This window comes from Pseudovibrio sp. POLY-S9, from assembly GCF_001431305.1.
GTDB lineage: Bacteria > Pseudomonadota > Alphaproteobacteria > Rhizobiales > Stappiaceae > Pseudovibrio.
The window spans coordinates 1-26,838 of record NZ_LCWX01000008.1; the positions used below are offsets into that span (position 1 = coordinate 1).

General features: G+C 49.1%; 15 protein-coding genes and 1 pseudogene. 13 read left to right on the forward strand and 3 right to left on the reverse strand.

Annotated features, from left to right (window positions below; translation table 11 throughout):
• The 11 genes from PPL9_RS00390 to PPL9_RS00440 form a co-directional block, all read left to right on the forward strand.
• Window positions 1-1,568: SagB/ThcOx family dehydrogenase (locus PPL9_RS00390; protein WP_200962023.1), on the forward strand; the 1,568-nt coding region annotated here is incomplete at its 5' end.
• The gene (locus tag PPL9_RS00395; RefSeq protein WP_014285862.1) at window positions 1,568-3,007 is read left to right on the forward strand and encodes an amidase family protein; all 1,440 of its coding nucleotides are present in this window, start codon (window positions 1,568-1,570) and stop codon (window positions 3,005-3,007) included. The genes PPL9_RS00390 and PPL9_RS00395, both read left to right, overlap by 1 nt.
• The gene (locus tag PPL9_RS00400) at window positions 3,004-4,410 is read left to right on the forward strand and encodes an MATE family efflux transporter (protein ID WP_057460789.1); all 1,407 of its coding nucleotides are present in this window, start codon (window positions 3,004-3,006) and stop codon (window positions 4,408-4,410) included. Before PPL9_RS00395 ends, PPL9_RS00400 begins: the two co-directional genes overlap by 4 nt.
• On the forward strand, window positions 4,407-8,846 hold the full coding sequence (locus PPL9_RS00405) for a non-ribosomal peptide synthetase (RefSeq protein ID WP_057460790.1): 4,440 nt from the start codon (window positions 4,407-4,409) through the stop codon (window positions 8,844-8,846). The genes PPL9_RS00400 and PPL9_RS00405 overlap by 4 nt, the downstream gene beginning before the upstream one ends.
• Window positions 8,836-9,951: an efflux RND transporter periplasmic adaptor subunit gene (locus PPL9_RS00410; RefSeq protein WP_057460791.1), complete on the forward strand. Its 1,116-nt coding sequence runs from the start codon at window positions 8,836-8,838 to the stop codon at window positions 9,949-9,951. Before PPL9_RS00405 ends, PPL9_RS00410 begins: the two co-directional genes overlap by 11 nt.
• Before the next feature lie 2 nt (window positions 9,952-9,953).
• Window positions 9,954-10,649, forward strand: coding sequence for an ABC transporter ATP-binding protein (locus PPL9_RS00415; RefSeq protein WP_014285858.1), 696 nt, complete (start codon window positions 9,954-9,956; stop codon window positions 10,647-10,649).
• A gap of 12 nt (window positions 10,650-10,661) precedes the next feature.
• Window positions 10,662-11,828 carry an FtsX-like permease family protein gene (locus PPL9_RS00420; protein WP_063307572.1) on the forward strand — a complete coding sequence of 389 codons (1,167 nt, stop codon included), beginning with the start codon at window positions 10,662-10,664 and terminating at the stop codon, window positions 11,826-11,828.
• A 4-nt stretch (window positions 11,829-11,832) separates the two neighbouring features.
• On the forward strand, window positions 11,833-13,011 hold the full coding sequence (locus PPL9_RS00425) for an FtsX-like permease family protein (RefSeq protein ID WP_082596423.1): 1,179 nt from the start codon (window positions 11,833-11,835) through the stop codon (window positions 13,009-13,011).
• Between the two features lie 74 nt (window positions 13,012-13,085).
• Window positions 13,086-15,692, forward strand: a complete 2,607-nt coding sequence (locus PPL9_RS00430) for a type I polyketide synthase (protein ID WP_057460794.1) — start codon at window positions 13,086-13,088, stop codon at window positions 15,690-15,692.
• 1 nt (window position 15,693) lies between these two features.
• Window positions 15,694-17,187, forward strand: a complete 1,494-nt coding sequence (locus PPL9_RS00435; protein WP_057460795.1) for a serine hydrolase domain-containing protein — start codon at window positions 15,694-15,696, stop codon at window positions 17,185-17,187.
• A 9-nt stretch (window positions 17,188-17,196) separates the two neighbouring features.
• Window positions 17,197-17,934, forward strand: coding sequence for an alpha/beta fold hydrolase (locus PPL9_RS00440; RefSeq protein WP_057460796.1), 738 nt, complete (start codon window positions 17,197-17,199; stop codon window positions 17,932-17,934).
• 33 nt (window positions 17,935-17,967) lie between these two features.
• Here the strand turns inward: PPL9_RS00440 and PPL9_RS00445 are convergent, their stop codons facing one another.
• On the reverse strand, window positions 17,968-18,729 hold the full coding sequence (locus PPL9_RS00445; protein ID WP_057460797.1) for a 4'-phosphopantetheinyl transferase superfamily protein: 762 nt from the start codon (window positions 18,727-18,729) through the stop codon (window positions 17,968-17,970).
• Window positions 18,726-19,259, reverse strand: a complete 534-nt coding sequence (locus PPL9_RS00450) for a ClbS/DfsB family four-helix bundle protein (protein ID WP_348271966.1) — start codon at window positions 19,257-19,259, stop codon at window positions 18,726-18,728. The genes PPL9_RS00445 and PPL9_RS00450 overlap by 4 nt, the downstream gene beginning before the upstream one ends.
• A 291-nt stretch (window positions 19,260-19,550) precedes the next feature.
• On the opposite strand from PPL9_RS00450, the gene PPL9_RS00455 reads away from it, so the two are divergent.
• Window positions 19,551-20,360 carry a hypothetical protein gene (locus tag PPL9_RS00455; RefSeq protein WP_057460799.1) on the forward strand — a complete coding sequence of 270 codons (810 nt, stop codon included), beginning with the start codon at window positions 19,551-19,553 and terminating at the stop codon, window positions 20,358-20,360.
• Window positions 20,361-20,871: 511 nt separating this feature from the next.
• Here the strand turns inward: PPL9_RS00455 and PPL9_RS00460 are convergent.
• Window positions 20,872-25,014 (reverse strand): VCBS domain-containing protein, encoded by a 4,143-nt coding sequence (locus tag PPL9_RS00460; protein ID WP_057460800.1) that lies wholly within the window; start codon window positions 25,012-25,014, stop codon window positions 20,872-20,874.
• Window positions 25,015-25,401: 387 nt separating this feature from the next.
• On the opposite strand from PPL9_RS00460, the pseudogene PPL9_RS00465 reads away from it, so the two are divergent.
• A pseudogene (locus PPL9_RS00465) lies at window positions 25,402-26,444 on the forward strand (IS110 family transposase).
• Window positions 26,445-26,838 lie beyond the last annotated feature (394 nt).

The following is a 26,838-nucleotide window of genomic DNA, read 5'->3' on the forward strand; positions in this document are numbered from 1 at the left end:
CGGGTCTTATCGAGTTCCTTGGCCGCAAAGATACCCAGGTCAAAGTCAACGGATACAGAATTGAACTGGGGGAAATCGAAACAATCCTCGAAAGGCATGAAAAAATCCGACATGCCAAAGCGATGGTACGGGACACAGGGGAGGGCGTAAGCCTGGTTGCCTTTGTGGAAACCGACGAAGATACTTCTACCCATAAGGTAGATCCGACGATCACAACTGATCCTGGTGCACGGCTTGCCTTCAAACTTGAACAACGCGGTATCCGTCGGCTCAAGGGTGAACGTCATGCCTTTGGTGTTCCTGAGGACACTGACACACGTTTTGTGCGGCGGAGAAGTTGTCGCAACTACGCAGATCAAATAGTCACGAAAGAACAACTGGGCGAAGTTCTTCGCTCGCTATCACAACGCCATTTCGACCGTCTGCCCTTTCCGAAGTATCGATATGGTTCAGCAGGTGGATTGTACCCGGTTCAAACCTATGTGGGTGTCCATTCTGGCAAAATCCAGGATGTGCCTGCAGGTCTTTACTACCATGATCCTAGGACCAATGAGCTGGTTGCCACGGGTGAACGATCAAGTGGCATTGTGGCAGGTCAGGCTGGACCAAATGTCTCGCTTATTGAGAGTGCATCGTTTGCTCTTTATTTTGTCTGCGACAAGTCGGCTATCGAACCTCTTTACGGTAAGGACCTGGGGGTGATGTTTGCCGCGATGGAGGTTGGTGCTATGTGCCAGCTTCTGGAAGACCAAGCTGCTGATCTTGAGTTAGGGTTCTGCCAGTTGGGCGCAATGAACGACCGAGATCTTCGTCGCACACTGGATCTTGGGGATGGCTACATGCCCTTGCATTGTATCGTCGGTGGCTTTGTTCCAGCAGACCAACATGACGAGGAAGCGCTGATCCGGGATTTCTCCAGTTATGAGAAGCAACCGAAATCGGATGTAGCGGATCAGGACTTTGGCACCGAGTTGGCGGAGTTTCTGAAAGACAGACTCCCAAATTATATGGTTCCACAACGGGTTGTCTCATGCCGACGGATGCCATTGACTTCAAACGGCAAGGTCGACAACAAGGTCTTGATAGACCTGCTTGAAGATGAGCAGCCTTCCAAGGAAGGCACTTCTGCTGCGCGCGAGAAAGCGACACAAGAACCGGCACGGCATCAAGGTATAATCAAAAACGCTAATGATGCCGACGTCGAAGTGTTGGAAACCAAAGTTATTGGGTGGTGGACTGAGGCACTTGGTGGTCGGAATCTAAGATCTCAAGACAGCTTCTTTGATGCTGGCGGCACATCCCTTGAGCTAGTGCGGGTGCACCGGCTGATGGAGCAAGAGCTTGGGGCTGAAATTCCAATTGTAGACTTGTTCCGCTTAACGACGCCGCATGAGACGGCACTCTATCTGGCGGATTTGCAGTCGCGCTCTGCAGAGGCTGAACAGCTTGTTCAGAAAAGCGCAGAAACACATCAGTCTGTAAGACCTGAGAACCCAGCAAAAGCGAGCCGCTCGGCATTGTTGACGCGGCGTCATAATATGTCATCTGCACAGATGGAGGACGCGTAATGACATCGTCCAACATCTGGCAGTTGATGGAAGAACTTCGTCAAGGGCGGACCACGTCTCTTGAACTTGTTGAAACCTATGTACAGAACATTTCTGCAGCGAACTCAAAGCTCAATGCTATCAGCCAGTTGCGTCTCGATGAGGCGCGCAGAGAGGCAGAAGCAAGTGATGCCGCCCGAGCAAGGGGGCAGGCTCTAGGTGCTCTCGCTGGTATTCCTTGCACGGTAAAGGAGGCCTTTCACGTCGCCGGGCTTCGCAGTACGGCGGGTGCTAAGCACCTGGAAGATAACCTGGTGGAAGAAGACGCACCTGTGGTGGCAAAACTCAAGCACGCGGGGGCGATTGTGCTTGGGAAGACCAATATTCCAGCAATGACAGCTGATTGGCAGACTTATAACGACATCTTTGGCATTACTCGCAATCCGTGGAACATGGACTGTACAGCTGGTGGGTCATCAGGTGGATCTGCGGTGGCTGTTGCAAGCAATATGACCGCATTCGACATCGGTAGTGACTTATGTGGTTGTCTGCGAATTCCTGCGCATTTCTGTGGAGTTTATGCGCATCGTCCTAGCTATGGTCTCACATCAGTGCGGGGGCATATACCGGGTGATCCTGCCTCAGTCGTTGAACCTGATCTATGCGTATCCGGTCCTTTGGCGCGATCAGCACGGGACCTGACCTTGATCATGCAGGTGATGTTAGACCCCTGGATTGAGGCTCCTGAGTTCAAACCGTCAGTCGATCGTGAGCGCCCCTTACGAGTGTTGGTTTGGTTAGAGGCGCCGGCGCACAAGACCGACAGCGTCATGCGAGAGCACATAAAAGAGATGCTGGGGCGTATTGAGCCAACCGCGCATGTTGAACTGGTCTACGGAGCTCCGGCGGAGTTCGATCTTGATGAAATCATTGATCTTACCATGGTTTTGACTGGCCGCCTGATGTCTACGGCGAGTTCCCCCATTGGGCGTATGGCATCAGCAGTAAATGCACTTGGATTAAAGCTTTTCAACTCGAAGGACAAGCGGGCTGACTATGCTTGGTCGATTGCCAAAGGGCAGATTGGGGCTGATCGCGTTGATCGGGATCGTGCCGAGGTGAACGAGCGGGTGAATGCCTTCTTTGACCGGTTCGATCTTTTGGTGATGCCGGTGGCACCCGTCTGTGCATTCGAACACGATTTTAGACCATCCAACAAGCGCACGTTTGACGTTGATGGGCGGCCCATCGCCTACAATGAGCTCATGGTTTGGAATGCACTTGCGAGCGTTTTCGGGCTGCCGTCAACTATTATCCCTTTAGGGACAGGAGACAATGGACTTCCCGTTGGCATTCAAGCCATCGCCAAGCGCTTTAACGACATTACAAGCCTGGATTTTGCTGAACGCGTAGAGGCCGTATTGCCAGCGAGCCCTGCCCCAAAGGAGTTTTTGCTATGAGTACTGCGCAATCAGAGAACATTGTCTCTCAGAGTGTTGATGGCGTGTACGAGGGGCCGCTTTTGCCCGTCATCATTCAGATGTCCGTTCCGATTGTGATCGGACTTCTAATCCAGGTCTTCTACAACATTGCGGATACGGTCTGGATCAGCATGATTGATCCATCAAACCCTGCGATTATTGCTGGGGTTGGCCTGGTCTTTCCGTTGGGAATGATATTGTTTGCGATCGGCAACGGTTTGCAAGTTGCGATGGGCTCTGTTTTATCTCGCGCGATTGGTGCACGTGAGGATGCTGCCACGCAGGAGCTCTTTGCAGTTGGCCTTTTACAAGCCTTGCTCATAGGTGCTCTCGTTCTGGCCCTTGCTTTGATTTTCGGAGAGCAACTGCTCGCCTTACTCGGCGCATCGGGAGAACTGGAAACTTACGCTCTAGAGTTTTTCATTTATTCATTGCCAGGCGTGGTACCAATCGTTCTGATTGGTACTTTGATGGGTATGCTACAGGGCCAGGGCCGCATGACGGCCATGATGCAGGCTGTCTTGATTGGATCGGTCGTCAACATCGTGCTCGATCCGGTGTTAATTTTCGTGTTCGACATGGGCGTAAAAGGTGCGGCACTTGCAACTGTGATCGCCCAGTTCATTGTAATGGCAAAACTGCTTTTGACGCTCGCGATGGAACCTGGTGAGCTGCGCCTGAAGCTGATCCCCGTAAAAGGAGGCTTTAGTCTTTCAAAGAGACTGTCGACCATCGGATCTGCTCAAATGTGGATCCATATCATCATCGCTGGCAGCGTCTTGATCTATAATCGGTTTGTGATCGATGTCGATCCCATGGCGATGGCGGCATTCACACTTGTTGGTCGACTGGACTTCCTCATTATGATCCCGATGTTCGGGATATCCACGGCCTTGCTGACAATTGCTGGTCAGAACTGGGGACGCAAGAATTACGACCGTGCGTTTGCTGTGCTCCGTATTGCGACGATTTTGGCGTTCGTGTGTGTTCTGGTTTTGGCACTGCTTCATATCCTGATTGCGCCCCTGATCTATCCGCTGTTTTCTCAGGTGCCGGAGGTTGTCAATTACGCAGTCCTGCAAGTGCGCATCATGGAGCTTTCGCTGCCCTTCATTGCGATTAGCCTTTGCGTTGCCGAGTTCCATCAGGCCATTGGCAAGCCTGCACCTGCTTTGATGCTGACGATTATCCGGCATTTTATCCTGTCGGTACCAGTCGTTTATGTGCTCATTTATATGCAGCAGATGGGGATTATGGGGGTTTACTTCGGAGCAATGTCGGGGACCTTCTTCGCTGCTGCGGTCGCCTATTACATGCGGTTTCGATTGGTCAGTGCTTACAGCAATGAAACCTCGATTCCAGCAATGGGGGATGCCTCATGACACATGCATCTCTCAGCCATGGGCAGCGGCGGGCTTTGGTGTCGCAAGAACTTCACCCAGACTCTGCCGTTAGTAACATTGGCGGTATCGTGCGCATTCATGGGCCTGTGGATGTGGCAAGACTTGAACAGTCAATCGAGGCAGCGCAGTCGGAGTTCGAGGCTTTTAGATTGTCCATTGAGGTCGAGGAACGAGACACTTTTCAAAAGCTGAATACTAGTCCGACTGGTGTGATCCAAACGGTAGATTTGTCTAACTTGTCGCTGTCGAAGGACGATACTTTCGATGCATGGGCCGAGGCAGAATTTCGCACGCCCTTGAAGGAGGGCGAGTATCACCATTTTTGCGTGTTCAAAACAAAGGATGGTGGGGGGTATGTCGTGCGAATGCACCATGTCTTCACAGACGGTTGGGCGATGTCCTTACTGACATCATTCATCGAGCGGGCATACCAATCCGAAACGCCGAAAGACTATCGAGAGAACGGTCCATCTTATCTATCTGTTCTGGAACGTCGCACGGACTACTTTTCATCCGACCGATGTGCTCGTGACAAAGAATATTGGTCAGGCAGGTTAGCTCAGCACAAACAGTCTTTACCGGTTTCAGCGGGCGCAATTGGCGGCCAAGGAGTACGCACTGTTTTCACGTTAAGTGACGCACAATCAGAGTGCTTCAGATCGTGTGCTAGTCGGCTAGATTTGTCCTTGAACCAACTCCTGCTTCTTCTACATGCAGTTTACCTCGGCCACCGTGACGGTGCAAATACCGGAGTGATAGGGTGTCCCCTGATGGATCGGCGTAGTCGAAGCGAACGCCAAACCTTCGGGATGATGACAACGCACATTCCGTTCACTTGGACTTTGGATCCAAGTGAGAGTTTTGAAGAGCTGGCAAAACGGATCAAACTTGATTTCGGGAATGCTATCCGTCATGGCCAGATGCCTCCCGAATGTATGCAGGATTCTATTCCGGTAGATAAACGCCATACGGGTCCGTTGTTTGATAGCTGCATCAATTATTACGCTTTTGGACACAACGCAGACTTCGCTGGCTTCCCGCAATCTGTCGAAGATTTCTATACTGGCTGCCAGACATTTCGCTATCAGATTGTCCTGCGTGAGAATCGAGATACTGATGTCATTCAACTGGTTTACGACGATGCGCCGGCGCAGGAGACACGTGCTGAGATCAAAGCACTACATGCTGGTCTCATGTCCCTTGCCGAGCAGGCTAACGACAATCCGGGTATGACGCTATCTTCGGCAAGGGTCCTATCAGCCGAGCAACTTGCGGCACGCAGGCAGTTGATGACTGGACCGAGTCGACACTTTTCACCCACAGCAGATGTTGTAGAAGCGCTACGCCATTTTGCCCGAACAACACCGGATGCGATTGCACTAAGGACCGATAAAGATGTGATTTCGTATCGGCAACTCGAACAGCATGTTGAAGCGATCGTACAGGATTTACATGACGCGGGTCTTGGTGAAGGTGCAACCGTTGGAATCCTTGTGCAACGAAGTCCACATACCGTTGCGGCACTTCTTGCGGTTTTGTGGCTTGGCGGTCGTTTTGTGCCTTTGAACCATGCATTTCCAATAGACCGTCTTGGTCATATGTGCGCGAAAGCAAAAGTTGACGCCATCTTACACGATCCCGGCGGTGCGACACTCGCCTTGAAACTTACAGACATCTGCATCCCTGCAGGTCTTAATAGACTTAAAGCCCGAAGCAACCCGGTGCCATCACCGGTGAGAGGGAAATCGGCCTATGTCTTGTTTACTTCTGGCTCGACGGGGTTGCCTAAGGGAGTGGAAATCAGCCGAGATAATCTTGATAACTATCTCCAGTTTTCATCGAGTGCTTATTATACAGCTGACGATTGCTCCGCCTTTTACACGCCCATCACATTTGATCTCACAATCACGGCTGTACTGTCACCGATCTCGGCGGGAGCGAGTATTCGGATATACGATGAAACGTTATCGGTCGCTGACATTTTTGAAGATATTGTTTCTGAGGCCCGTGTCACCACGCTCAAAATCACACCGTCACACCTCAAGATTTTGACGATGATCGAAGAGGGGCAATCGGCTTTGCGTCGGCTTGTCGTTGGGGGAGAAGACCTACGACAAAGTTTAGCGTCGCGTTGTGTAGATCGGTTTCCCAATAGTATCATTTACAATGAGTATGGACCAACAGAAGCAACAGTCGGCTGCATGATCTCGGTGTTTGACCCTAAAGGCCAGACAGAAAGCGTTCCGATAGGCGCACCGATCGATAACATGCAAGTGCACATCCGAACACCCTGGGGCAGTGATGCACCAGTAGGTGCGATTGGTGAAATAGTACTAGAGGGAGCATCCGTAGCACTTGGCTATGTTGACGAGCCAGAACTCACATCCGCAAAGTTCTCACAAGCAGATCATATGCGCGGTGCAAGAATGTATCGTACTGGTGATTTAGCCAAATTTCATGCAGAAGAGTCGTTGGTATACCTTGGCAGGCGCGACCGTCAGATCAAGTTACTTGGAAACCGGATTGAGTTAGACGAAGTTGAAACTGCAGCATCCAATTGCCCAGGAGTAACACAGGCTGCGACAGTTGTTTTGCTCGATCATAACGGTGAGCCGAATGCTCTTGCAGTGGCCTTTACACCGTCCAGCATTGAGATCGAAACCGTGCGGGCATGTCTTGAGGCAGCATTGCCCAGCCAGATGATACCACATGTGTTTGTGGGATTAGACTGTCTGCCACTCACGAAAAATGGGAAGGTGGATACAGAGCGGTTAGCGAAGGAACTGGCTCCAAATGTACAAAGCACGTCTTCGATGGAAGAAAGCGAACTTCAAGTTCAAGTTCGTGAAGCCATTGAAGAGATCTTGAATGTGAAAGGCATCGGAGCTGACGAGAACCTATTCTTGTACGGTTTGGATTCCATCAAGAGCTTGCGTATTGCCGCGAAGCTGCAACCCTTTAGCATGACATCACCTGATATCCTGAAACTGGCGTCATTGCGTGGCATAGCTGTGAAGTGCTGCAGTCAGGCTCAGGTTGTAGATGACATTCCCCTGGGATCTTTGCCTCTTCGTTTGACGCCAGCCGCACAATGGTTCCTCAGTTGGAATGCACCGCGTTTGGACCGATATGCACAGTTCGCTATTGTGAATCTGAAAGAGCCTACGTCAATGGAAAGGGTCGCTGGAGCTGTCGCTAAACTCACCGAGAACCATGAAGCTCTGCGGCAGATTATTGATCAGCCAAGTGATCAGGTAGGTCATAAGTTCCGGGCCACTTCCAATGTCCCGATTGTCGCGCTGGGAGAAGATCAAACACTTGAAAATGCAGTGGCGGCTGTCACCAGCAGCATCGATCTGGCCTCAGGGTGTTTGGTTGCCCTAGGCTCCTACGGAGCAACTAGCACACGCTTTCTCCTCGCAGTTCACCATCTTGCCGTCGACGCCTATTCTTGGCTCCTGTTGTTGCAAGAGTTGGATGCGATATTGAGCGGTACGGTTGCAAGCTCCGTTCCAAGTATGAGCGGTGAAGCATCCAATCGCGGTGCTTATCTTGAGAAGGTTGCGCGTGATTTACCACGTGCTCAAATTGAGGATTGGCATCGACTTGTAAGCGCTACTGGTCCGGCGTTTCAAAAGCAAATCAGCTGTCCATCTGAACAGCCCTTTACTCAAATGTCACGCAAGATCGCACTGAATGGAGTTGCGCTGGAAGGGCTTGCGCGAGATCTCTTTGGACTTAACGCAGAGACCTTGACGATTTCGGTTATTCTGAAAGCACTGTCTCATTGGACTACAACAGCATCATGTCAAATTGAACTGGAACGTACAGGTCGTACTGAGATTGCTGGTGTTCCATCCAATCTGAACGAAGTTGGCTGGTTCTCAGCGCTCTTCCCAATCGCGCCGCCCTCCTTCATGGGATCATGGGACCAGTGTTTTAGGGATGTCATCTCGCATTTGGCTGAGCTTCCGACGGCCCCAGAGCTCTTCGGTGCGTTGCAACAACTTATGCCGGAGAAGTTTAAATACCATCCGCAAGTTCGCCTCAACCCTCTTGGATCGTCTGTTGGTGTCGACTTAGAAAAGCTGACTGTTGATGCGAGGGACTGTGGTTTGCACAATGGAACAGGTATGCACAGTCAATGTGCTGCTGAGCTGGATGTTGCCTGGACATCCACTGAAGTTCTACTGCACTTGCGTGCGGATCTATTTGAAATATCTATTGAAAATCAGGAGCTTATACTTGAGCGTGTGGTCAGTGCGTTCAAAGAAGTTCATTTACATATTTCGCAACGGGGTGGGCGCGAAGCAAATATCTTAGACTTTGATGCCGTTGATCTGTCCGAAGATGAACTCGTGCTCTTGTTAGATGCAGCCTCAGAATTACGCGAGGTGGAGCGGAATGAAGCATGATATCGAAACACTGGCAAAACTGAAGATCGAACGCCATGAGCCACCGATCGAGGTGAAGGCCAAGAAACAAGCTTCTATTCTTCGAGATCTGATTATTTTCCTCATTGGGACTGTATCTGGGGCTGCAGGTCTGAGTTACATGGAAAGTGGTTTTGATCTTGAAAGCGCGTTCTTTCAGCCCTTGGCGGTAGTGCCTGATACCGGATCGCAACCAACTAAAAATCAAGAAGCCAATGCAAAAGATGTTTCGGAGGAGCTTGCACCTTCTGCTGCAACGAAGGCTGCTGCATTTGTTCCTACGTCGGCCGCTTTAGAAGCGACCGGGTATGTTCGTGCACCGCGACGCATTCAGGCAGTGCCACAGATAGGCGGCAAGGTTGAAGCCGTTTTTTTTGACATTGGCGAACACGTGGAAAAAGGCGACATCCTCGCTAGCTTAGACGACGAGTACGCTCAGATTGCGCATGATCAGGCCAAGTTAACGCTGAAGCGCGAACAAGCTGTCTTGTCCGAAACCAAACTGTCTTTGGAGCTGGCGGAAGCACAGCTGGAACGTAACCGCTTGCTGTCAAACAAAGGGCTACTCACATCGCGCACTCTGCAGGAGAGTGAGGTGGAAGTTGCTATTCTCAATACTCGGTTTCTAGCGCAGCAACAAGCGACCAAACTGGCTGATGCCAATCTTCGTTTGAAGGCATTAGACCTGAAGAAACACCTTGTTCGCGCAGCATTTTCTGGTGTCATTGTTGAACGCTTTGCAAGCCCAGGTGATTACGTATCCCCTACATCAAGTGCGACACAATCTGGTTCCAACCAAGGATTGGCAACCCTAGTGGATACCTCCAGTATCGATGCAGTGGTCGACGTATCTGAAAAACTCGTCTCACAAATCCAGCCAGGACAATCAGTTCTCGTGTCGGGAAATGGCGCTGATATTCCAGATATGCCGGGCCGTGTCAGCAAAGTCATTCCGATGGTCGACCGCGGACGGGCCACGGTCAAGATACTCATCAAACTGGATGAGTATGATGCTCGGTTTTTGGCCGATATGGGCGTCCGGGTTCGCTTTTTCTCATCCACCAATATATCTAATCAAGGACATTGAACATGACGAAGACAAATATTCGAATTCAAAACCTGTCCAAACACTTTGAGCAGGGCCAGGTTGAGACCCACATTTTCCAGGATCTCGATCTGAGTATCAAAGAAGGTGAATTTGTTGCCGTCATGGGGCCTTCAGGATCTGGCAAAACCACTCTGCTCAATTTGATTGGTGGTATCGATTCACCAGATGCCGGATCCGTTGTGGTGGACGGGCTTGATCTAGGCTCCGCATCCAAGAAGGAACTGGCGAAATTCCGTTCGCAGACCATCGGGTTTATTTTCCAGTTCTACAATCTGCTTCCCTTCCTGAATGCTGAAGACAACGTGGCGTTACCGTTGCAGCTGACAAGATTGAGTAGCAAAGAGAAGAGTGAGCGAGTAGCGCTGGCTCTAAACATTGTGGGATTGAGTGAGAAGGCAAAGTTCAAACCGAGCCAGCTTTCTGGCGGGCAAGAACAACGTGTAGCGATCGCACGAAGCATCGTGTCCGATCCGGCAATTTTGCTGTGCGATGAACCGACGGGCGACCTCGATCAGAAGACTGCAGATGAGATCATGGATTTGCTCTCTGCGTTGAGCGAAAGCCACAACAAGACGATCGTGATGGTGACGCATGACCCACGTGTTGCCCAACGCGCGTCACGCATCATTCACTTTGACAAAGCTGATCGTTTCACACGCATCGCCGAACCAGCGTAGCAGGAGGACACAATGCCTTTGCTCCTAAAAATGACGTGGCAATCTATGCTTCGCAAACCGCTTAGAACAATACTTGTCATGATGACCATTTCCTTTGCTTTTGCAATCTTTGGTCTTGCTGACGCCATCGACAATGCGTTCTCCGGTGGACGCGATTTGTCTCAAACCAAGCGTTTGATCACAAATCACAAAGTTTCGATGACAAACACGATGCCTATTCACTATGGCGATCAAATAGCTCAACTGGACGGCGTCACCATGGTCACCCACGCAACGTGGTATGGGGGCTACTATCAAGATGAGCGAAACCCAGTGACTGTCTTTGCCGTTGATGCGCAAAAGTACATTGAGATCTTTGATGAACTGGTCTTTGCAGATGAACAGAAGTCAGCATTCTTATCTAACATATCTGGTGCGGCTGTCGGCCGTGCGATGGCTGACCAGCAAGGCTGGCAGCTTGGTGACAGAGTGCAGATACATTCCAACATCTGGCGGACCAAGCATGACACCAATGTGTGGGACTTTGAAATTCTGGCAATCTTTGAAGGCGAAGACACCAACACTGAAACCAACTTATTTCTGATCCATCACGATGGGTTCGATGAAACCAGAAGCTATGGCAACTACAGTGCAGGTTGGTTTTCAATCAAAGTAGAACCCAGTGATACGAAAGAGCAACTGGCGATAGCAGCTGAGATTGATGCTCTTTTTGCCAACTCTGAATCGGAAACGAAGACAGCAACCGAACAGTCATTCCTTGAATCTTTTTCAAACCAGTATGCCGATATCGGTCTGGTTTTGAAGATGGTCATGGGGACTGTTGTGGCAACACTCTTGATTGTATGTGCGTCAACCATCACGCAATCTGCTAGGGAGCGCCAAAGAGATTTTGCCGTGCTTCAAACTATGGGGTTCCGTGTACCCTGGATATCCACTTGGATTGCATTGGAATCTTTCTTCACTGTTCTCATCGGTGCTGTGCTGGGCATCGTGATGGCCATGCTCTTTGCAGGGCGTCTCAAGGTGGTCTTCACAGAACTCATCCCTGAAGTGACGATCGGATTTGGCGACTTAGCATTTGGTTTGATGATCTCTGCTGGCGTTGGCCTTCTCGCTGCAATCTTGCCGATGTTTGAGCTGTCCAACACGCCCATCGTGAAAACCCTGAGCCGGAGATAACCCAATGGTATACCAAGTCATTACGTTGGTCGCGAACGGCTTAAAAAGCACGTTAACACGACTTTCGGGCGTATTCGTTGCCATCTTTTGTGTGGCCAGTGTGGTTTTTTTATTCATATCTGTTCTCTCGATGCTAGCAGGTTTCAGTAAGACTATGAGTAGAACCGGCCAAGAGGATGTTGCGGTCATCATGCGTTCTGGCGCTTTGTCTGAAGTGAACAGCGTCCTTAACGTATCTGATCTACCAGCAATGCTGGCGCATCCTGAGATCGCCTCAGAAGGGGATACCAAGTTGGCTTCGGGGCAATTCTACCTTGTCGTGGAGCTGGCCAAAAAGAATGGTCAAGCTGTGAACGTTCCTATGCGTGGTATCGAACATGAAGAAACCGCACTTCATCCAGATTTTGTGTTGTCAGCAGGTCGAATGTTTACACGTGGCACCACAGAGATTGTTGTTGGTACAGCAGCCTCCGGACAGTTCGCCGGTTTGGAACTCGGGAACACTGTGAACATTCAGGGCGCTAACTGGACTGTCGTTGGATTGTTTGATGATGGTGGAAATGTTTATGAGTCTGAGATTTGGGCTGACTTGCAAACGATGCAAGCAGTGTTCCAACACCAAGATACGCTTCAATCGTTGCGGGTTAAACTGACCTCACCAGCAGTTTTCGACAGCTACAAAGCAGCGATCCAAGGGGATCCTCGGTTTGATCTCCAAGTCGAGCGAGAAACGGACTACTTTTCATCGCATGGCAGTGGGCTCATCACCTTGGTGCAAAAGACGGTGGATCCCTTGGCTATGTTGATGATGGTTGGTGCGATCTTTGCAGCGTTGAATGCAACATATGCATCTATCTCAACGCGAATGACGGAGATTGCAACGTTGCGCGCGCTTGGTTTCACAGATGGGGCAATGTCACTGGCTGTTCTTTTGGAGGCGATCCTGGTTTCGCTGATTGGCGGACTGATAGGGGTCGGAGTCTCTTATCTCATTGTTGATGGCTTCTTGTTTTCTACGATGAATGGCGAAGCATTCAGCCAGCTGGTGTTCCGGTTCAATGTTACTCCGATTATTGTGGCGCAGGGCATAGCAATGGCCTTGGCGATTGGTCTGCTATCGGGCCTTTTGCCAGCATGGCTGGCGATCCGAACTCCGCTTCATATCGCGTTACGCAAAGCGTGACAGTTGCAGTTGCTCACTGCCCAATCAGGGCATTGAGCAACTGTGGCCGATCTTCTGGAGTAGGATGAAAAAAGATGAATGATCCGACAGGTGATATCTCTCCTTTCGACGTAGCAATTGTCGGAATGAGCGGAAAGTTTCCTGGTGCTCGCTCGGTGGAAGCGCTTTGGGACGCGCTGCTTAAGGGTGTCGAGTTAACGTCGCCAAGATTTGCCCCGGTGTCTTCGACAGAGATTGCGCATTCTGACACTCCGGTCGTCAAGCGCATACTGCTCGATAATATGATCGATGATCTTTATGGGTTTGATGCTGAGTTCTTCAATGTGTCGCCATTGGATGCAAAGCTGACGGATCCACAACATCGGTTGGCGCTCGAGTCTTGTTACGATGCCTTGACACGAGCGAATGTGCCCCATGCAAAGAGTCCCCTTGTGATGAAGGAAGGCGACCATCCGACCATTGGCCTTTTTGCCAGCAAGTACAGCAATACTTATTTGCTTGAGCGTGTTTATCCTGCTGTTATCCAAAAGGGTGGGATGTCTGCCTTGCAATCCCAGATCGCGAATGACGGCGATCACCTTGGTCCGTTTATTGCGTATAAACTTGGGTTGAGTGGACCTGTCATTTCGGTTCAAAACGCTTGTTCCAGTTCGCTGGTGTCGGTCCATCTAGCTTGCGAGTCATTGATTTCTGGACAGTGTGATGTGGCATTGGTTACGGCTGCCACTGTTAGTCTTTGGCAAAATGGCTCGTATGATGTCACCGAAGGGGCTCTGACTTCGAATGATGGCCATTGCAAACCGTTTTCGACCACCGCTGATGGCACGGTGTATACGAATGGCGTTTGCACCGTGGTTCTGAAACGACTTGAAGATGCTGTGTCGGATCAAAGTGATATCTATGCTGTGATAAAGGGATCGGCAGTCAACAACGACGCAGAGCGTCGGATGGGCTATGCGGTACCCTCGGTTGACGGGCAGAAGGCGGTTGTTTCAAAAGCTCTAAGTACAGCCTCGGTTGATAGTCGTCAGCTTGATTTTATTGAGTGCCACGGCACCGGGACGAACCTGGGTGATAAGATCGAAGTGCAAGCGCTTCAAGATGTTCACAAGATGCGCGAACACAACTCACAGCCCTGCTACTTGAGCTCTGTAAAGGCCAATATTGGTCACCTTGGTGTTGCCTCTGGGTTGGCTGGCCTTATCAAGGTAAGCCTGAGTTTACGGACAAGCCTGCTGCCGCCTCAGCTCAACTGTCCGCAATCATTACCTGAAATCTCTAATAAGGAATCTGGATTTGGAGTGAACCAGAATCTTGCTGAGTTGCCTAAGACCCGGCAGAGGTTTGCGGGGCTGAGCTCTTTCGGTTTAGGCGGAACAAACGCTCACGCGGTTCTGGCAAGCTGGCCGCCTATGACATCCGACGCTGAAGAAAGACCGGATACGGTGGGGGGCTCAATCATCTTGCCTTTTAGTGCTCGAACTCAAACAGGGTTGGATCGCTTGATTGAAGATATTGGGCGACGTCTTGAAACGATTGGCCCGGTATGGGCTGATGACATGGCGCGGTGCCTTTATCATCACCGCGAAGACTATCCTGTTCGTGCCGCCGTGGTCGTGGAGCACGGCACGCTTTTGAATTCTCACGACACATTGAAGGATGGCCTCAACTTTAGTGAAGCTAAGGATCTCGTCGAACCATATCTTTTGTTTTCAGGTTCGGAACAGGCGGCTACAGATCTTTTGGATCTCGAAGTCGACGAGGGATATGCAAAGGCCATTGCGCACTGGAAATCTATAGTTTCTGTAGACCTAAGATCTCCATCATTGCTTTCACAAAGGGTTCTTTCTGTTGTGAGCCAGTGTGCCAAGGCAACGCGAGTAGCGACTGAAGTCGGACCTATTGCAGCACTTGCTGGTGATGGAACTGGTTGGATTGCCGCTTTGCTTTTTGCTGGTGTGCTTTCAGGAGACCAAACCGTGGAAATGCTGGAAGGTTTACCAGACAAAGAAGGCGATATTGACATTGATGGGTACGTTAGAAGCTTCCTCAATGTCCGCGGTGTTCGTACTGATCAGGGTCCGGTGCGAGTACTGAACTCACTGGATTGGAATGGCAAAATTGGCGTTCCGTCTTACTTGAATGGGCTCATTGCGGCAGCGTTAAATCAGAACGCAATCTTTATCGAAGTCGGTTCGCCAGGGGCTTTTAGCGAAGCGCATCACGATTTTTCCGCCTCAGGCAACAAACTTGCGTTTCATTCATTTAGTGCCTTGTCAGGTGATAGCTTAGAGCGTTTGCGGGCATTTCTTTGGAGCAACGGCGCAATCAAACTTCGTGCTCCTGTTGCAAAAAGCGGCTTTTGCCCCGCCCTACCAGTACCGGAACTGATCCATACGCATTATGAGATTCCTGCCGCAAAGATACTGGTCGAAGAGATAGATGGAGAGGACCTAGAACTCTCCTTGAAACAAAATCTTCAACGTCTCTGGCACGAGGTGTTTAGCATCAAGGCAGCGATCGATGATGACATAATCTTTGAACACGGAGCCACCTCGCTAACAATCGCGAACTTTGTCGAAACCTTGTGCCGCGAGCTGGATGTCCACTTAGAGATTGCGGACATCTATGAGTGCCCCTCATTCGCAGCTCAGTTGCAGCTGATCAAGGAACGGATGTGAAATGAATACTGGGCGAAAAATTTTGATTGCTGTGCATTTCGCACTCATTAGTGCGTTAACCGCTGCGTTTCTGCCAATGCCTGCTAACGCGGTGCAGCAGGAGCACACACAATCACGGGCGTATCTTGAGGAACAATTGGATGCATTGATGCGGGATGGTGCCATTCCAGGGCTAGCTGTCTATGTCTCCAGCCCAAACGGTCAATGGACTATCTTTAAAGGCGTGCAAGATCTTGACAACTCTGTTCCTGTGGGGCCGGAGACCATCTTTGAGATCGGGTCAAACAGCAAAGCCTTCACGGGTGCATTAGCCCAACTGTATATTGCGCGCGGCGTCCTTGATCCAAATCGTAGTGTGCAGTCATATCTGCCTTGGTTTACGCCATCCTATAATGGTGTTGAACCTCGTGTCCGCGACCTAATGTATCATACCTCTGGTTTGGCATTTGGTACAATCGAGCATGTTAGAAGTGGAAACTCTGACAGTGCAGAGAAGATCGTTCGGAGCTTAGTCGACGATTCATTGGTGTTCGAACCAGGGACTGCATTTTCTTATGCAACCCTAAACTACACAGTTCTAGCGCTGATCATCGAGGAAGTGACCCAAAAGTCGTTTGCTACGCTGATCAAAAGCGAGATCCTAGAGCCTTTGGATTTGCACAAGACTTGGATCCCTGACGGAACTGCAGCTCCACAGACAAAGAGTGATGGGCACAAGTTACGCTATGGCCAAGCTGCCCGTGTGGAAGCACCACTTCACATTGGTCATGCACCCGCCGGTTACATCCACTCAAACTTGTCTGATATGAGACTGTGGGCAGAGGCCATTTTAACAGCTGCTAAGAAACCAGCTTCTGAGTTGGACACTGCCTTTGCTCAATCATTAAAGCCCAACATGAGCGTTGCGCCATCACCGACCTACGGATCCTTCTATGGTACTGGATGGTTTGTATTCAACACATGGGGGACAGAGTATTATCACGCCGGAGCTAATCCAACATTTTCATCCTGTATCGACATAAAACCCGACAATGATACTGTCATTGTTGTTCTTGCAAACCTCAACTCAAACTTGGTCGCAGAGTCTTGTCGTTCTATCCTCTTTTATCTAGAGACTGGGAATTTTGGACATAGCAGCGAGTTTTTTAAGACAATTGACCGCTACGCAATGGGCTTGTCTGCGCTCGCATTAGTTGTTGTCTTTGTCTCATTGGCTTTATGCCTCTATCGATGTTTTTGCATCTTTAAAGAAAAACGCATCTCTACTCGGATAGGGGTTTTAAAGAGCGGCTTTTCATTGGCGCTTTGGGTCGGATTGGCGACTGGCCTGGCCCTCGTTCTTCCATCCATGCTGTTCTACATGCTTCCCTTGTCAGTCTTGTTTGAATGGGGGCCATTGAGTTTGGCACCGACAATTATTCTGCTTTGGTGCGCAGTCGCACTTGCAGCCTTGTTCCGGTTCCTCGGCACCTGGCAGAGCACTACGCTTAGATAGGAAAACGCGATGATGCCTATTGATTTGTTTTGTATTCCTTATTCAGGAAGTTCTGCGACGACCTATTACAAATGGCGTCCGAAGCTGAATGAAGGAACGCGGCTTGTCCCATTGGAATTAGCAGGGCGGGGCATGCGGATGCGTGAACCTCTCTATCAATCCGTGGAGGAAGCTGTGAGTGACCTTTATGAGAAACTTGTAAAGGAACGAAAGTCATCTTCTTACGTGATTTTTGGCCATTCGGTCGGTGGCCTTTTGACGTTTGAACTAACCCAGAAGATTCTTGCAAAAGGAGAGATTGAGCCGCCGTCACACTTGTTCTTTTCGGCATGCCGCCCACCTCATAGCGCACATGATGAAGAGGTTGTCCATACTTTGCCCAATGATCGTTTTATGGAAAAAATATTTGCGCTTGGCGGAACATCAATCGACGTCCTGAGTAATCCATCTTTGATGGAAATGTTCCTGCCTATCATTCGGGCGGATTACCGGCTTTACGAAACCTATGTGTACCCGGGAAATACGCGCAAATTGCCGTGTCCCGTGACAATCCTGTCCGGAGATTTAGACAAGTTGGCCACACCAGAGTGCCTTACAGAGTGGCAAGTTCATGCACCATACGGGTTCCAGCACAAGGTTCTGCAAGATACTGGGCATTTCTTTGTAGAAGATCGGTTGGACGACACAATAGCCTCAGTAAACACCGTCCTTTCGGCAGTTGATGAGGGGTTACGGGAGACTTCCTGAGGCAATGCCTAAAGAGGCGATATCGCGCTTTTGCTAGCCAATCATCTGGAACGGTAGTTCCAGAAACGTGACTTGGTCATCGCTTGCGCTCTGGCTTTCTATAGCAGATGACATGTAGTGCTTAGGCGTAGGTTGGCAGCTTTGTGTGATCCAGTTGAGTGACGCACCTGTTTGGCTGTCACAAATACGGCTCTTATGATCCAGAGCTTCAACGAAAAAGCTCTTTAAAGGATGGCTCATACCTAGTCCGATACCTTTGATGTATGCCTCTTTTGCAGTCCAAAGCTGAAAGAAGGTTTCCTGTCGCTCAGTGTCTGCCACACTATTAAGGAGATCGGTATCTTGCGAGGCCAAAAATGTCTTGGCTAGGTTTGCGGTATCTATATTGAGATTGACACACTCAACATCGACACCGATAGGGGCTTGGAACGCGACAGCAAAAGCGACAACTCCTTTCGTATGCGAGAGACTGAATTGAATGGGGCCTTCATCACATGCATGAATAAGTTTGGGTTTCCCATGCGACCCGATGGCGAGCGGAACGTCAGAGGGCGTTTGGCACGTCATGGCTCCGAGCGCGAGTCGCTTGATCGCGTGGGCAACGACAAAACTGTCGTGATCGGTGCGAAAGTAAAAGCGTGCTGCCCGAGCGCATTCCTCCGGGCTTAGGTAGTTCTTAAGCTCGTCTGTTTCGCATGTCTCTGGGATCTCAGCAAAAAAGGCAAACGGGGTTTTCTTGGATTGAAAATGGGAAACAGCGAACTTTGAAAGCTGGTCGTTGATACTCGTGATCATGTGATGCCGTTTGCTCGTTTCCATTTGCGTAGCCGTGTGCGGGCGTTGGCATAGGGAGATGAGGTATTGAATTGGATCATACGCCCTAAAGTGTATTTCTCATACCAATTTGCCCCATAGAGGCGCTCGTCTGTCTGATCGGAAATGAAATCGATAATCTCTTGCTTAGCGCCTTTAAAATCTTTCAAAAGCTGATCGAAGGCGACGTCTTCATAATCTGAGTAAAATTTCTGAGCGAGCAGGCCAAGTTGGTTCCATTGAAACCCAGTTTCCGGAAAATCGATCGGTGCATCTTTGGCATCAAGATCAAGCCATTTCAGGACTAAATGGTTCCAGCCAACCAAATAGCTGACTAGATTGTGTACATTCATCATCGTGCCCTTTGCGTGCCCTTCCAGGGTCGCCTCTCTGCATAACGCATCGGGGACAGTTTCAAGGTCTTTGAAAAGTTTTGTAAAGTTCACTTCGATTGCGTTAAGCAACTCGCTGCGGGATGTTGGAATCGGCATGCTGAAATGTCCCTTTTTCAAATATTACCAGTCCATCACGTTGCGTTAATAGCTGCTACAGATGGTTGATTTTGATGTTGAGTTCACTGCCTGCGGTAAATGCAACCAATTATATGTTATGGGTTTTACTCTAATGCTGCAATGATCAACTTTAGAGAGTTCAAGAGACTAATTACCTATTTCTCTGGTTGTAGCCCTAGTGGAATCAGCGCTTTGCCTTCATCGCTCATTAATCAAGGCAAAATCAGTTAGCTCACTCATTTGAATGGATAGCGTCTTCTTCACATGTAGCTATGAAAACAGAGAAGAAGAATGAAGAAATCAACACTATTGGCTCTTGTAGCGGTTATGTCCTACATAGATCCAAGTTCAGTAACCGCGCAAAATGCTGCGCATTATGATCATCTATCTGAGCTCGAAGCATACGAGCAATCTTACTTCATCAATCCAAGCACCTTTCTTGGAGAAGGTAACTTTAAAGCAGCTTTCCTGATCCCCAAGCCAGCTTTGGTCATCAAGACCTGCATTAACCAAGGGAACACCCCCTTAAGTTGCCTTTATGAGATGCAGGCTCAGATCCAAGATTACAACGTATTAGAGCGAGACTTTCGGGGTCAGCTTGTTAATTTTTATCCAACAGATCATAGCCGAGTTAATCCGTTCGTGTGTGCTCAACACGATGCAGAAAATCCAAGTAAAGATTGTCACTTCATCCTTGAGGAGTTTCTTTATGGGACCTGGAAGTCATTGCACGCAGATTTTCAACCGCTCGAACTTTCTGACGTTTGTCAATGGTCATACTTAACGGATGAAGCAACTTTCGCTTACGAGCTAAAAAAGGCGATGGAGCCCTTGTTTAATGACGGTGGGTATACAAAGCTGACAGGATCAGTGAATGGGAGTTCTATTGCCTCCCTTTCAAGTACATTGGCCCGTGTCAGTTATGCCTTTGAGGATTTGCAAGGCTCATTTACCTCCAACGGATTTATTATTAGTGACACTGGAGTAGACACTGGCGATAACTATAAAGAGGATCGAAATTGCCAAGTAAACTGGTTGTGTGCACTTGCTAAAGAACTTGATGCGGACGCGTCTTGTAGTTTTATCAGGCAAAACGAGTAGCTGTATCCGCTTGAGATTCCCCTGATTTACAGTCTTAAGCGAGCTGAGCCCCTAATCGTGATGGTCTCAGTTCGCTACAAGTACATAAGAGCCCTGAGCACCAGCCGATGCGGGCTGGACGTCCTCTCGATATGTCTGCGGAGCCATGTGCTCATAGCAAAGTTGCGAAGCAATTTCGGTTAAGCTACAGCACGAGTAATGGTGCTGGCGTACAATGCGAGTAGCCTCCGTGTCTTGGTATGTTATCAGTCAGTACATAAACAGCTTTGCTGTACTGGCTGCTGTAGGAGAGCAAAAAACTTTCATGCTGAAGAGCCCATTGTAGTCATACGCCATACAATCTGCCTTGGCGTATGCAGCAAGTCGCTCATGACCATTTGCGGACATTCGCCTTAATGCAGAGATCTCCTCAGTTTTACGCTATTGCTATTTCTGATTGTGTGCGTTTCTAACAAAATAGACGTATGAAAGGCCCGCAGCTTCCGCTGCAGACCTTCCGTTCTCAGTCTAATTATACAAACTGGAAATCGTCCTGACGCAAATCTGCTATTGAAATATTCTTCAACGTAACAGAAGTATTCGCATCCAGAGTGATGATAGTGTTGGCACCGCTTTCACTTGCCTCAGCAAGCACCGCATTGAAATCGTCAAATACAGCTTGGTCGAATTCGATTACATCACGTAGTCCTAGACCTGCATCGAAATCCGTGATGACATCGTTCCCAAAATTGCTGCCCTTGAACTGGAAAGTATCAGAAGACGTCCCCCCAGTTAGGGTATCATCACCTTCACCGCCATCTATCCTGTCAGCCCCTTTGCCACCGTCAATTACATCATGACCAGCAAGACCCTGCATGATGTCGTTAGAATTGCCACCATTCAAATTATCAGCTTCAGCTGTGCCAACATCATCATGACCATGAATGGTAATCTTCACATCTTTGGTCACTGGGGAACCACTGCCGTTGTCGAGTTCAACCGTATATGTCAGCGTGACTGTCTCACCTTCTTTAAGATAATCGAAAACGTTTGCTGGGCTATCAAAGCTAAACTTCGCAGTACGAAATCGAGTGGTATGGCTCCATTCTGTCCCGTCAAAATTCAGAAAGTCAGCGACTTCACCGGTATCTAAACCCTCTGTAACCCCACTACTAGAAATTTCTTTAACTGAAACCTCTAGCATGTCGTAGCTAATATAGCGGTCCTCGAAAGTGAAATAGTAGTTGCTGTGAATACTTGCGAGATCCGTCGTCTCATCTAACTGGGCTTCAGATTTGAGCTTACCGTATTCACCAGTTGCATCTGGATGATATTGAACCGGCGCTAAACCATATCCACGCTCATCACCACCGCCAACGACAGTTATAACACCCGTTTCTAATATTTCGATACTGCGAACATACCTTACGGTTTCAAAGATTTGCAGATCGTAGCTACCATCACCATCTGGAGTGTAAACGTAGACTTCAGATTTCTCATCCCCGAGACGATTAACGGCAATAACCCCCTCTTCGCTGATTGCGATATGGGCCCCAAATTTGCTGTTATTGTCACGGGAGTTTGGTGTGAAAGTGGTTTCTGAATACGACCCATCCTCATTAGGGGTGTAAACAGACACAACTCCTTTACCAATACCTGAGACATTCTGATCAGGAGTGCTGATCACGACTACGCCTTGATCGTTGACGGCGAGTGAGGAGCGATCATCCACAGCAACAGTTTCAACGAATTTTTCAGTGTATCCAGACTCGCTGTCAGGAGACATGATAAATATGCCTTCTTGGTAAGCTCCGTCTTCAAGCAAGCGGCGTCCCCCAACATAAATCACACCGTTTGCACCGGGCTCAACAAACTTACCAAAGTTCTCATTCGCTGCTGGAGCGCTTGGAAGAATTACTTCCTCAACATATCCGCCCTGCCCATCTGGTTTGAACAACACCACTTCCCCAGCGTTTAGATCTTGTGTATTGTGAAATGGATTCCCCCATATAATCGTCCCATCATCTTGAATAGCGATTGTCTGATGAAAAAATGCTCGATCATTTGTAATTGGCAGTTCAGTTACACTGTATTCACCGTCTTGTGTAAGTGAATAAACCAACACCTTATTATTATATCTAGACAAGTGATCTTCTTGATGTCCTGTTATTACAATTTGCCCATGATTATTGATTGCGATATCATAACCGAACGTACTACCAGAACTTCCGAACGGATTTGGGAGAACCTTGAGTTCGTAACTTCCATCCTCTTTGGGGGAATAAACATGAACAGCTCCACCTCTGACAGAAGGGGCTCCGTAAACCAAAGTTCCATCTTCGGAAACGGCATGAGAGGAGCTGAATCGATCTGTAACACTTCCTTGTCGTTTAAGATGTGCCACGTTTGGTAAAAAGCTTCCGCTGATCTCAGAAATTGGATCAGGGCGACCTGTTATTGTGATCGTAGCGGTACGTGTGACCACACCACCGTGACCGTCATCAACGGTCACGGTGAAGGTATCGGTTGCGGTTTGCCTTTCCTTCAAATCATCAAATTGTCCATTCGGGTTATAGTGATAGACACCATCAACAAATGTCACGATCCCTTTTGTTGCAGACGCATCAAAGGAGGTTGTGTGTGTATCTGTGAGGTCCACATCACTATATGTTAGTTCAAGATCAGCAGTTTCGTGCTCCAAGATATTAGCGGTTAGCGCTGAGACAACAGGAGCATCGTTTTTCCCCTCAACCACAATAGTCACATTTCTGGTAACTGTTCCCCCATGACCATCATCAGCTGTATACGTGAAGGTTTCAGTTGCTGTTTCGCCTGCTGCAAGATAATTAAAATGTGGAGCTGCTGAGTATTTGAAGTTTTTACCATAAACCTCTAGTTTGCCATTTACATCATCTGCTTCTGCAGTGATGCTAAGTCGATCGGAAAGGTCGGGATCAACCAGCCCTGTTTGTATGATGTAATCACGCGCATCCTCAGAAACAGCAACTTCAACATCCTCAGCTGTTGGGGTGTCATTTGTGCCGATGATTGTGATCTTGGCAGTCCCTTCAGTCTTACCCCCGTTTCCGTCATCCAACTCTACTATATAGGTGAGCTCAACAGTTTGTCCTTCAGAGAGATAGTTGAAAACCTCATATCCAGCCGTAAAATCCAAGTTAACTTTGCCGAACTCGGACTGGTCGGAGCTTTCAACTGAATTAACCGCAACAAGGTCCAACAATTGCTGTTGCGAAAGCCGGTTCAAACCGATGGTCGCTCCTGACAGGCTTACGCTTTTCACAGAAGCTGTGTGGGCACTGTCAGAAATGTCTGAATCAGAAAAGTTGAGCGAGAGTTTGCCTGCTATGTCAGAGGTATCTCTTGTTTCGAAGAGAACAAGCTCATTGGCAGGGCGGGTGTAATTGCCAAGCGGGTCGGGTTCAATAACGTAGACTGCGCCTGTGTCATACCCAGTTTGGATATCATTGCCTGGCTTGCCTATGGTGATTGTTCCATCATCACTTATAGAAACTGCAAACCCGAATTCATCACCATCTTTCAGGTCTGGTACGGCAATCTTGAACTCTTTGTAGGTGCCATCGTCTTGTGGCACAAACACATAAACGGAACCCGCAATGGCCCCGTTTGCGTCGTCGTTTTTAGCACCGACAACCAGAGTACCAGATGCATTCATTGCAACGGAGGAGCCAAACCCATCACCAGCAGTACCATCTGAGGCCGTGAACTCGATTTTCGGAGTATAGCTTCCATCAGCACCCGGCTTATAGAGCACGACCGAGCCGGCAAAAACAACTCCGCCCACCATGTTACCAGGTTGGCTGACGATGACCTCTCCCTTGTCATTGACTGCGACAGATGCACCGAACTTGTCGCCGTCTTGAAGTTGTGCAGCTTCGAGCTTGATAGGTGTTTCATATCCATCTGCGGTCGGTTTATAAACGTAAAGCGCACCTTTAGCAGAGCCTTCGCCTGCAGCGCCAACAACAACAAGACCATCCTTGTTGTTGGATACTGAAGAGCCAAAATTACCTATCACGGAGCTGGTTGGAGCTGTAAGCTTAAGTTCTGAATAGCTGCCGTCTTCTTCTGGGGTAAAGACGTAAACAGCCCCAGCGTCATAAACATCATTTACATCATCAGCCTTGGCAGCTGCAATGATTTGCCCATCATCATTTATCGAAACTGCTGAGCCAAGGAAATCTGCTGGACTGGCATCTACCGCGGTCAATTTGGTGGGAGTGCCATAGTTTCCGTCGGTATCAAGCTGATACACATAGATAGCCCCCCCACTATAAATACCATTTGGCGATGCATTGGGGGCACCGACAATCAGCGTTCCATCATTAGCAATGCTGACAGATTCCCCGAAATGAGCAACGGGAGCACCGTCGGGAGCGGTAACACGAAGTTCTTCAAATCCTCCGTCTTCCAAGGGGCGAAAAACTGTGACGGAGCCGGCTTGATAAGAACTTCCTACAATATCAGCGCTTGCACCAACAGCGATCAGGCCAGGTTCGCTGATGGAAATAGAGTTGCCCAGTTTACCTGAGTTGCTGACACTTGTTGCAGTCAGCTTCAGAAAATCGGAAATTACATCGCCCTCTACGAAAGAAGGTATCTGATTGGTGGTAGCGTTCGAAAATGCGTCGCTCATTATAATCATCTCTATCAATAATTGCAGGATGCACAATTAAAGAAGCTAGGTGCATAAGAGGTTTTATTCAATCAAAAAGTGTATTTGAAAATTTAGTTAACATATTGATTTATTAAATATTTAAGTTACCATATATGCAATCTTTACTTATTCTGAAATCGCCAATCACCGCTATCCTCGAGCACTTATAGTCATCCCTTTTAAAAATGCTTGAATGGCAGTTGAGTAATTCTAGATTGCCCTTAAAAGCTACTTTAGAAGCCTACGGGTGAACGTGCCTCAACCTATGATGGAAACGTCCGAATGTCCGCACATGGGATGGACCGCCTGCCCCCCCAAGGCGCAGGCTCTATAGTGATCCTGTTCTCATGAAACCGGAGCAGTCCCATGACCACAGAACTTCTCTCCGTCGGCATCGACATTGGCAAAGACACATTGCACATCGTGGGTTCAATGATGATGGTAGCTACGCTTTTCGGAAAAAGATCAAGCGTCTGTCCCTCGTGGCTACGTTCGAGAAGCTGCCGCGCTGTATTGTGGGCATGGAGGCGTGCATGAGTGCGCATTTTGTTAGCCGAACATTACGCAAACTGGGGTTCGATCCGCGTATCATCGCCGCCAAATACACTAAGCCCTTCGTCAAAGACCAGAAGAACGATTACAACGACGCTGAAGCTATCGCCGAGGCCGTGCTGCGGCCCAATTTGAATTACGTGCAGGAAAAGAGCCAGGATCAGCTCGATCTGCAAGCTCTGCACCGAGTTCGATCCCGATTGGTCTCGCGTCGAACCGCCACCATCAACCAGATCCGGGCCTTCCTGTTAGAGCAAGGAATTGCGGTGCGCACAGGTAGTAGCAGTTTGAGAAACTCTCTGTTCGCCATTCTTGACAATCGCGCCAATGAGATTTCTTCGCGCATGCACGACATCCTGATCGGCCTTTATGAAGACTGGCTGTGGTTAGACGAACGCATCGATGCGACCAGTACCGAGATTGAACAGATCAGCAAATATGACGGTGGCTGCCAACTGCTGATGAGTATCCCCGGCATCGGACCCATCATCTCCACCGCGCTGGTGGCCGCCATCGGCAACGGATCTGCTTTTGAACGCGGACGAGACCTTGGCGCTTGGTTAGGCCTGGTCCCCCGCCAGTACAGCACAGGAGACAAGCCCATCCTCGGCAGAATATCGAAAGCCGGAAATCGCTATTTACGCATGCTGTTGGTGCAAGCGGCACACGTTTTGATGATGCGACCGAAACTTTGGCAGAGCTTGAGCTTCGGAGACTGGCTGGAGCGGGCATCCAAGCGAATGCATAAGAATAAATTGGCCGTCGCCTTGGCTAATAAGCTGGCAAGGATCGCCTGGAGCGTATTGTACAATTGCACGGAGTTTGACAACCATACAACTGACATGGAGGCGATTTAACCAGAACCTCCTTAAAAGTTCGCGACAGAGCATAAGCATGGAACGGAAGAAAGAACGCACCCAAAGTCAGAGGGCCATAATGGTTCTAAGTAACCTGTCCGCTAATTAGACTGTAGGTACGTGCGTATTACCATCAAGGCCACGGCCCGCGCGCCGATAAACAGGTCGGATACATAGTAGCGACTTCAAGGTTCCAAGTAAAAACTCTCTTGCGAAATGCAGGCGGTCCATACATCATGGCCCGACGCATCTTGACGTAGCCATACTCACTTCCAGTTCTCTACGCCGCAGCGAATGTCAGCAAAGTCCAGACTTCAATTATGAAATCGAACCGCGTTGACAGGCAGCTTCGGATCATTGGGCGTCATTTCAGTATGAGGCTCTATTACTCACA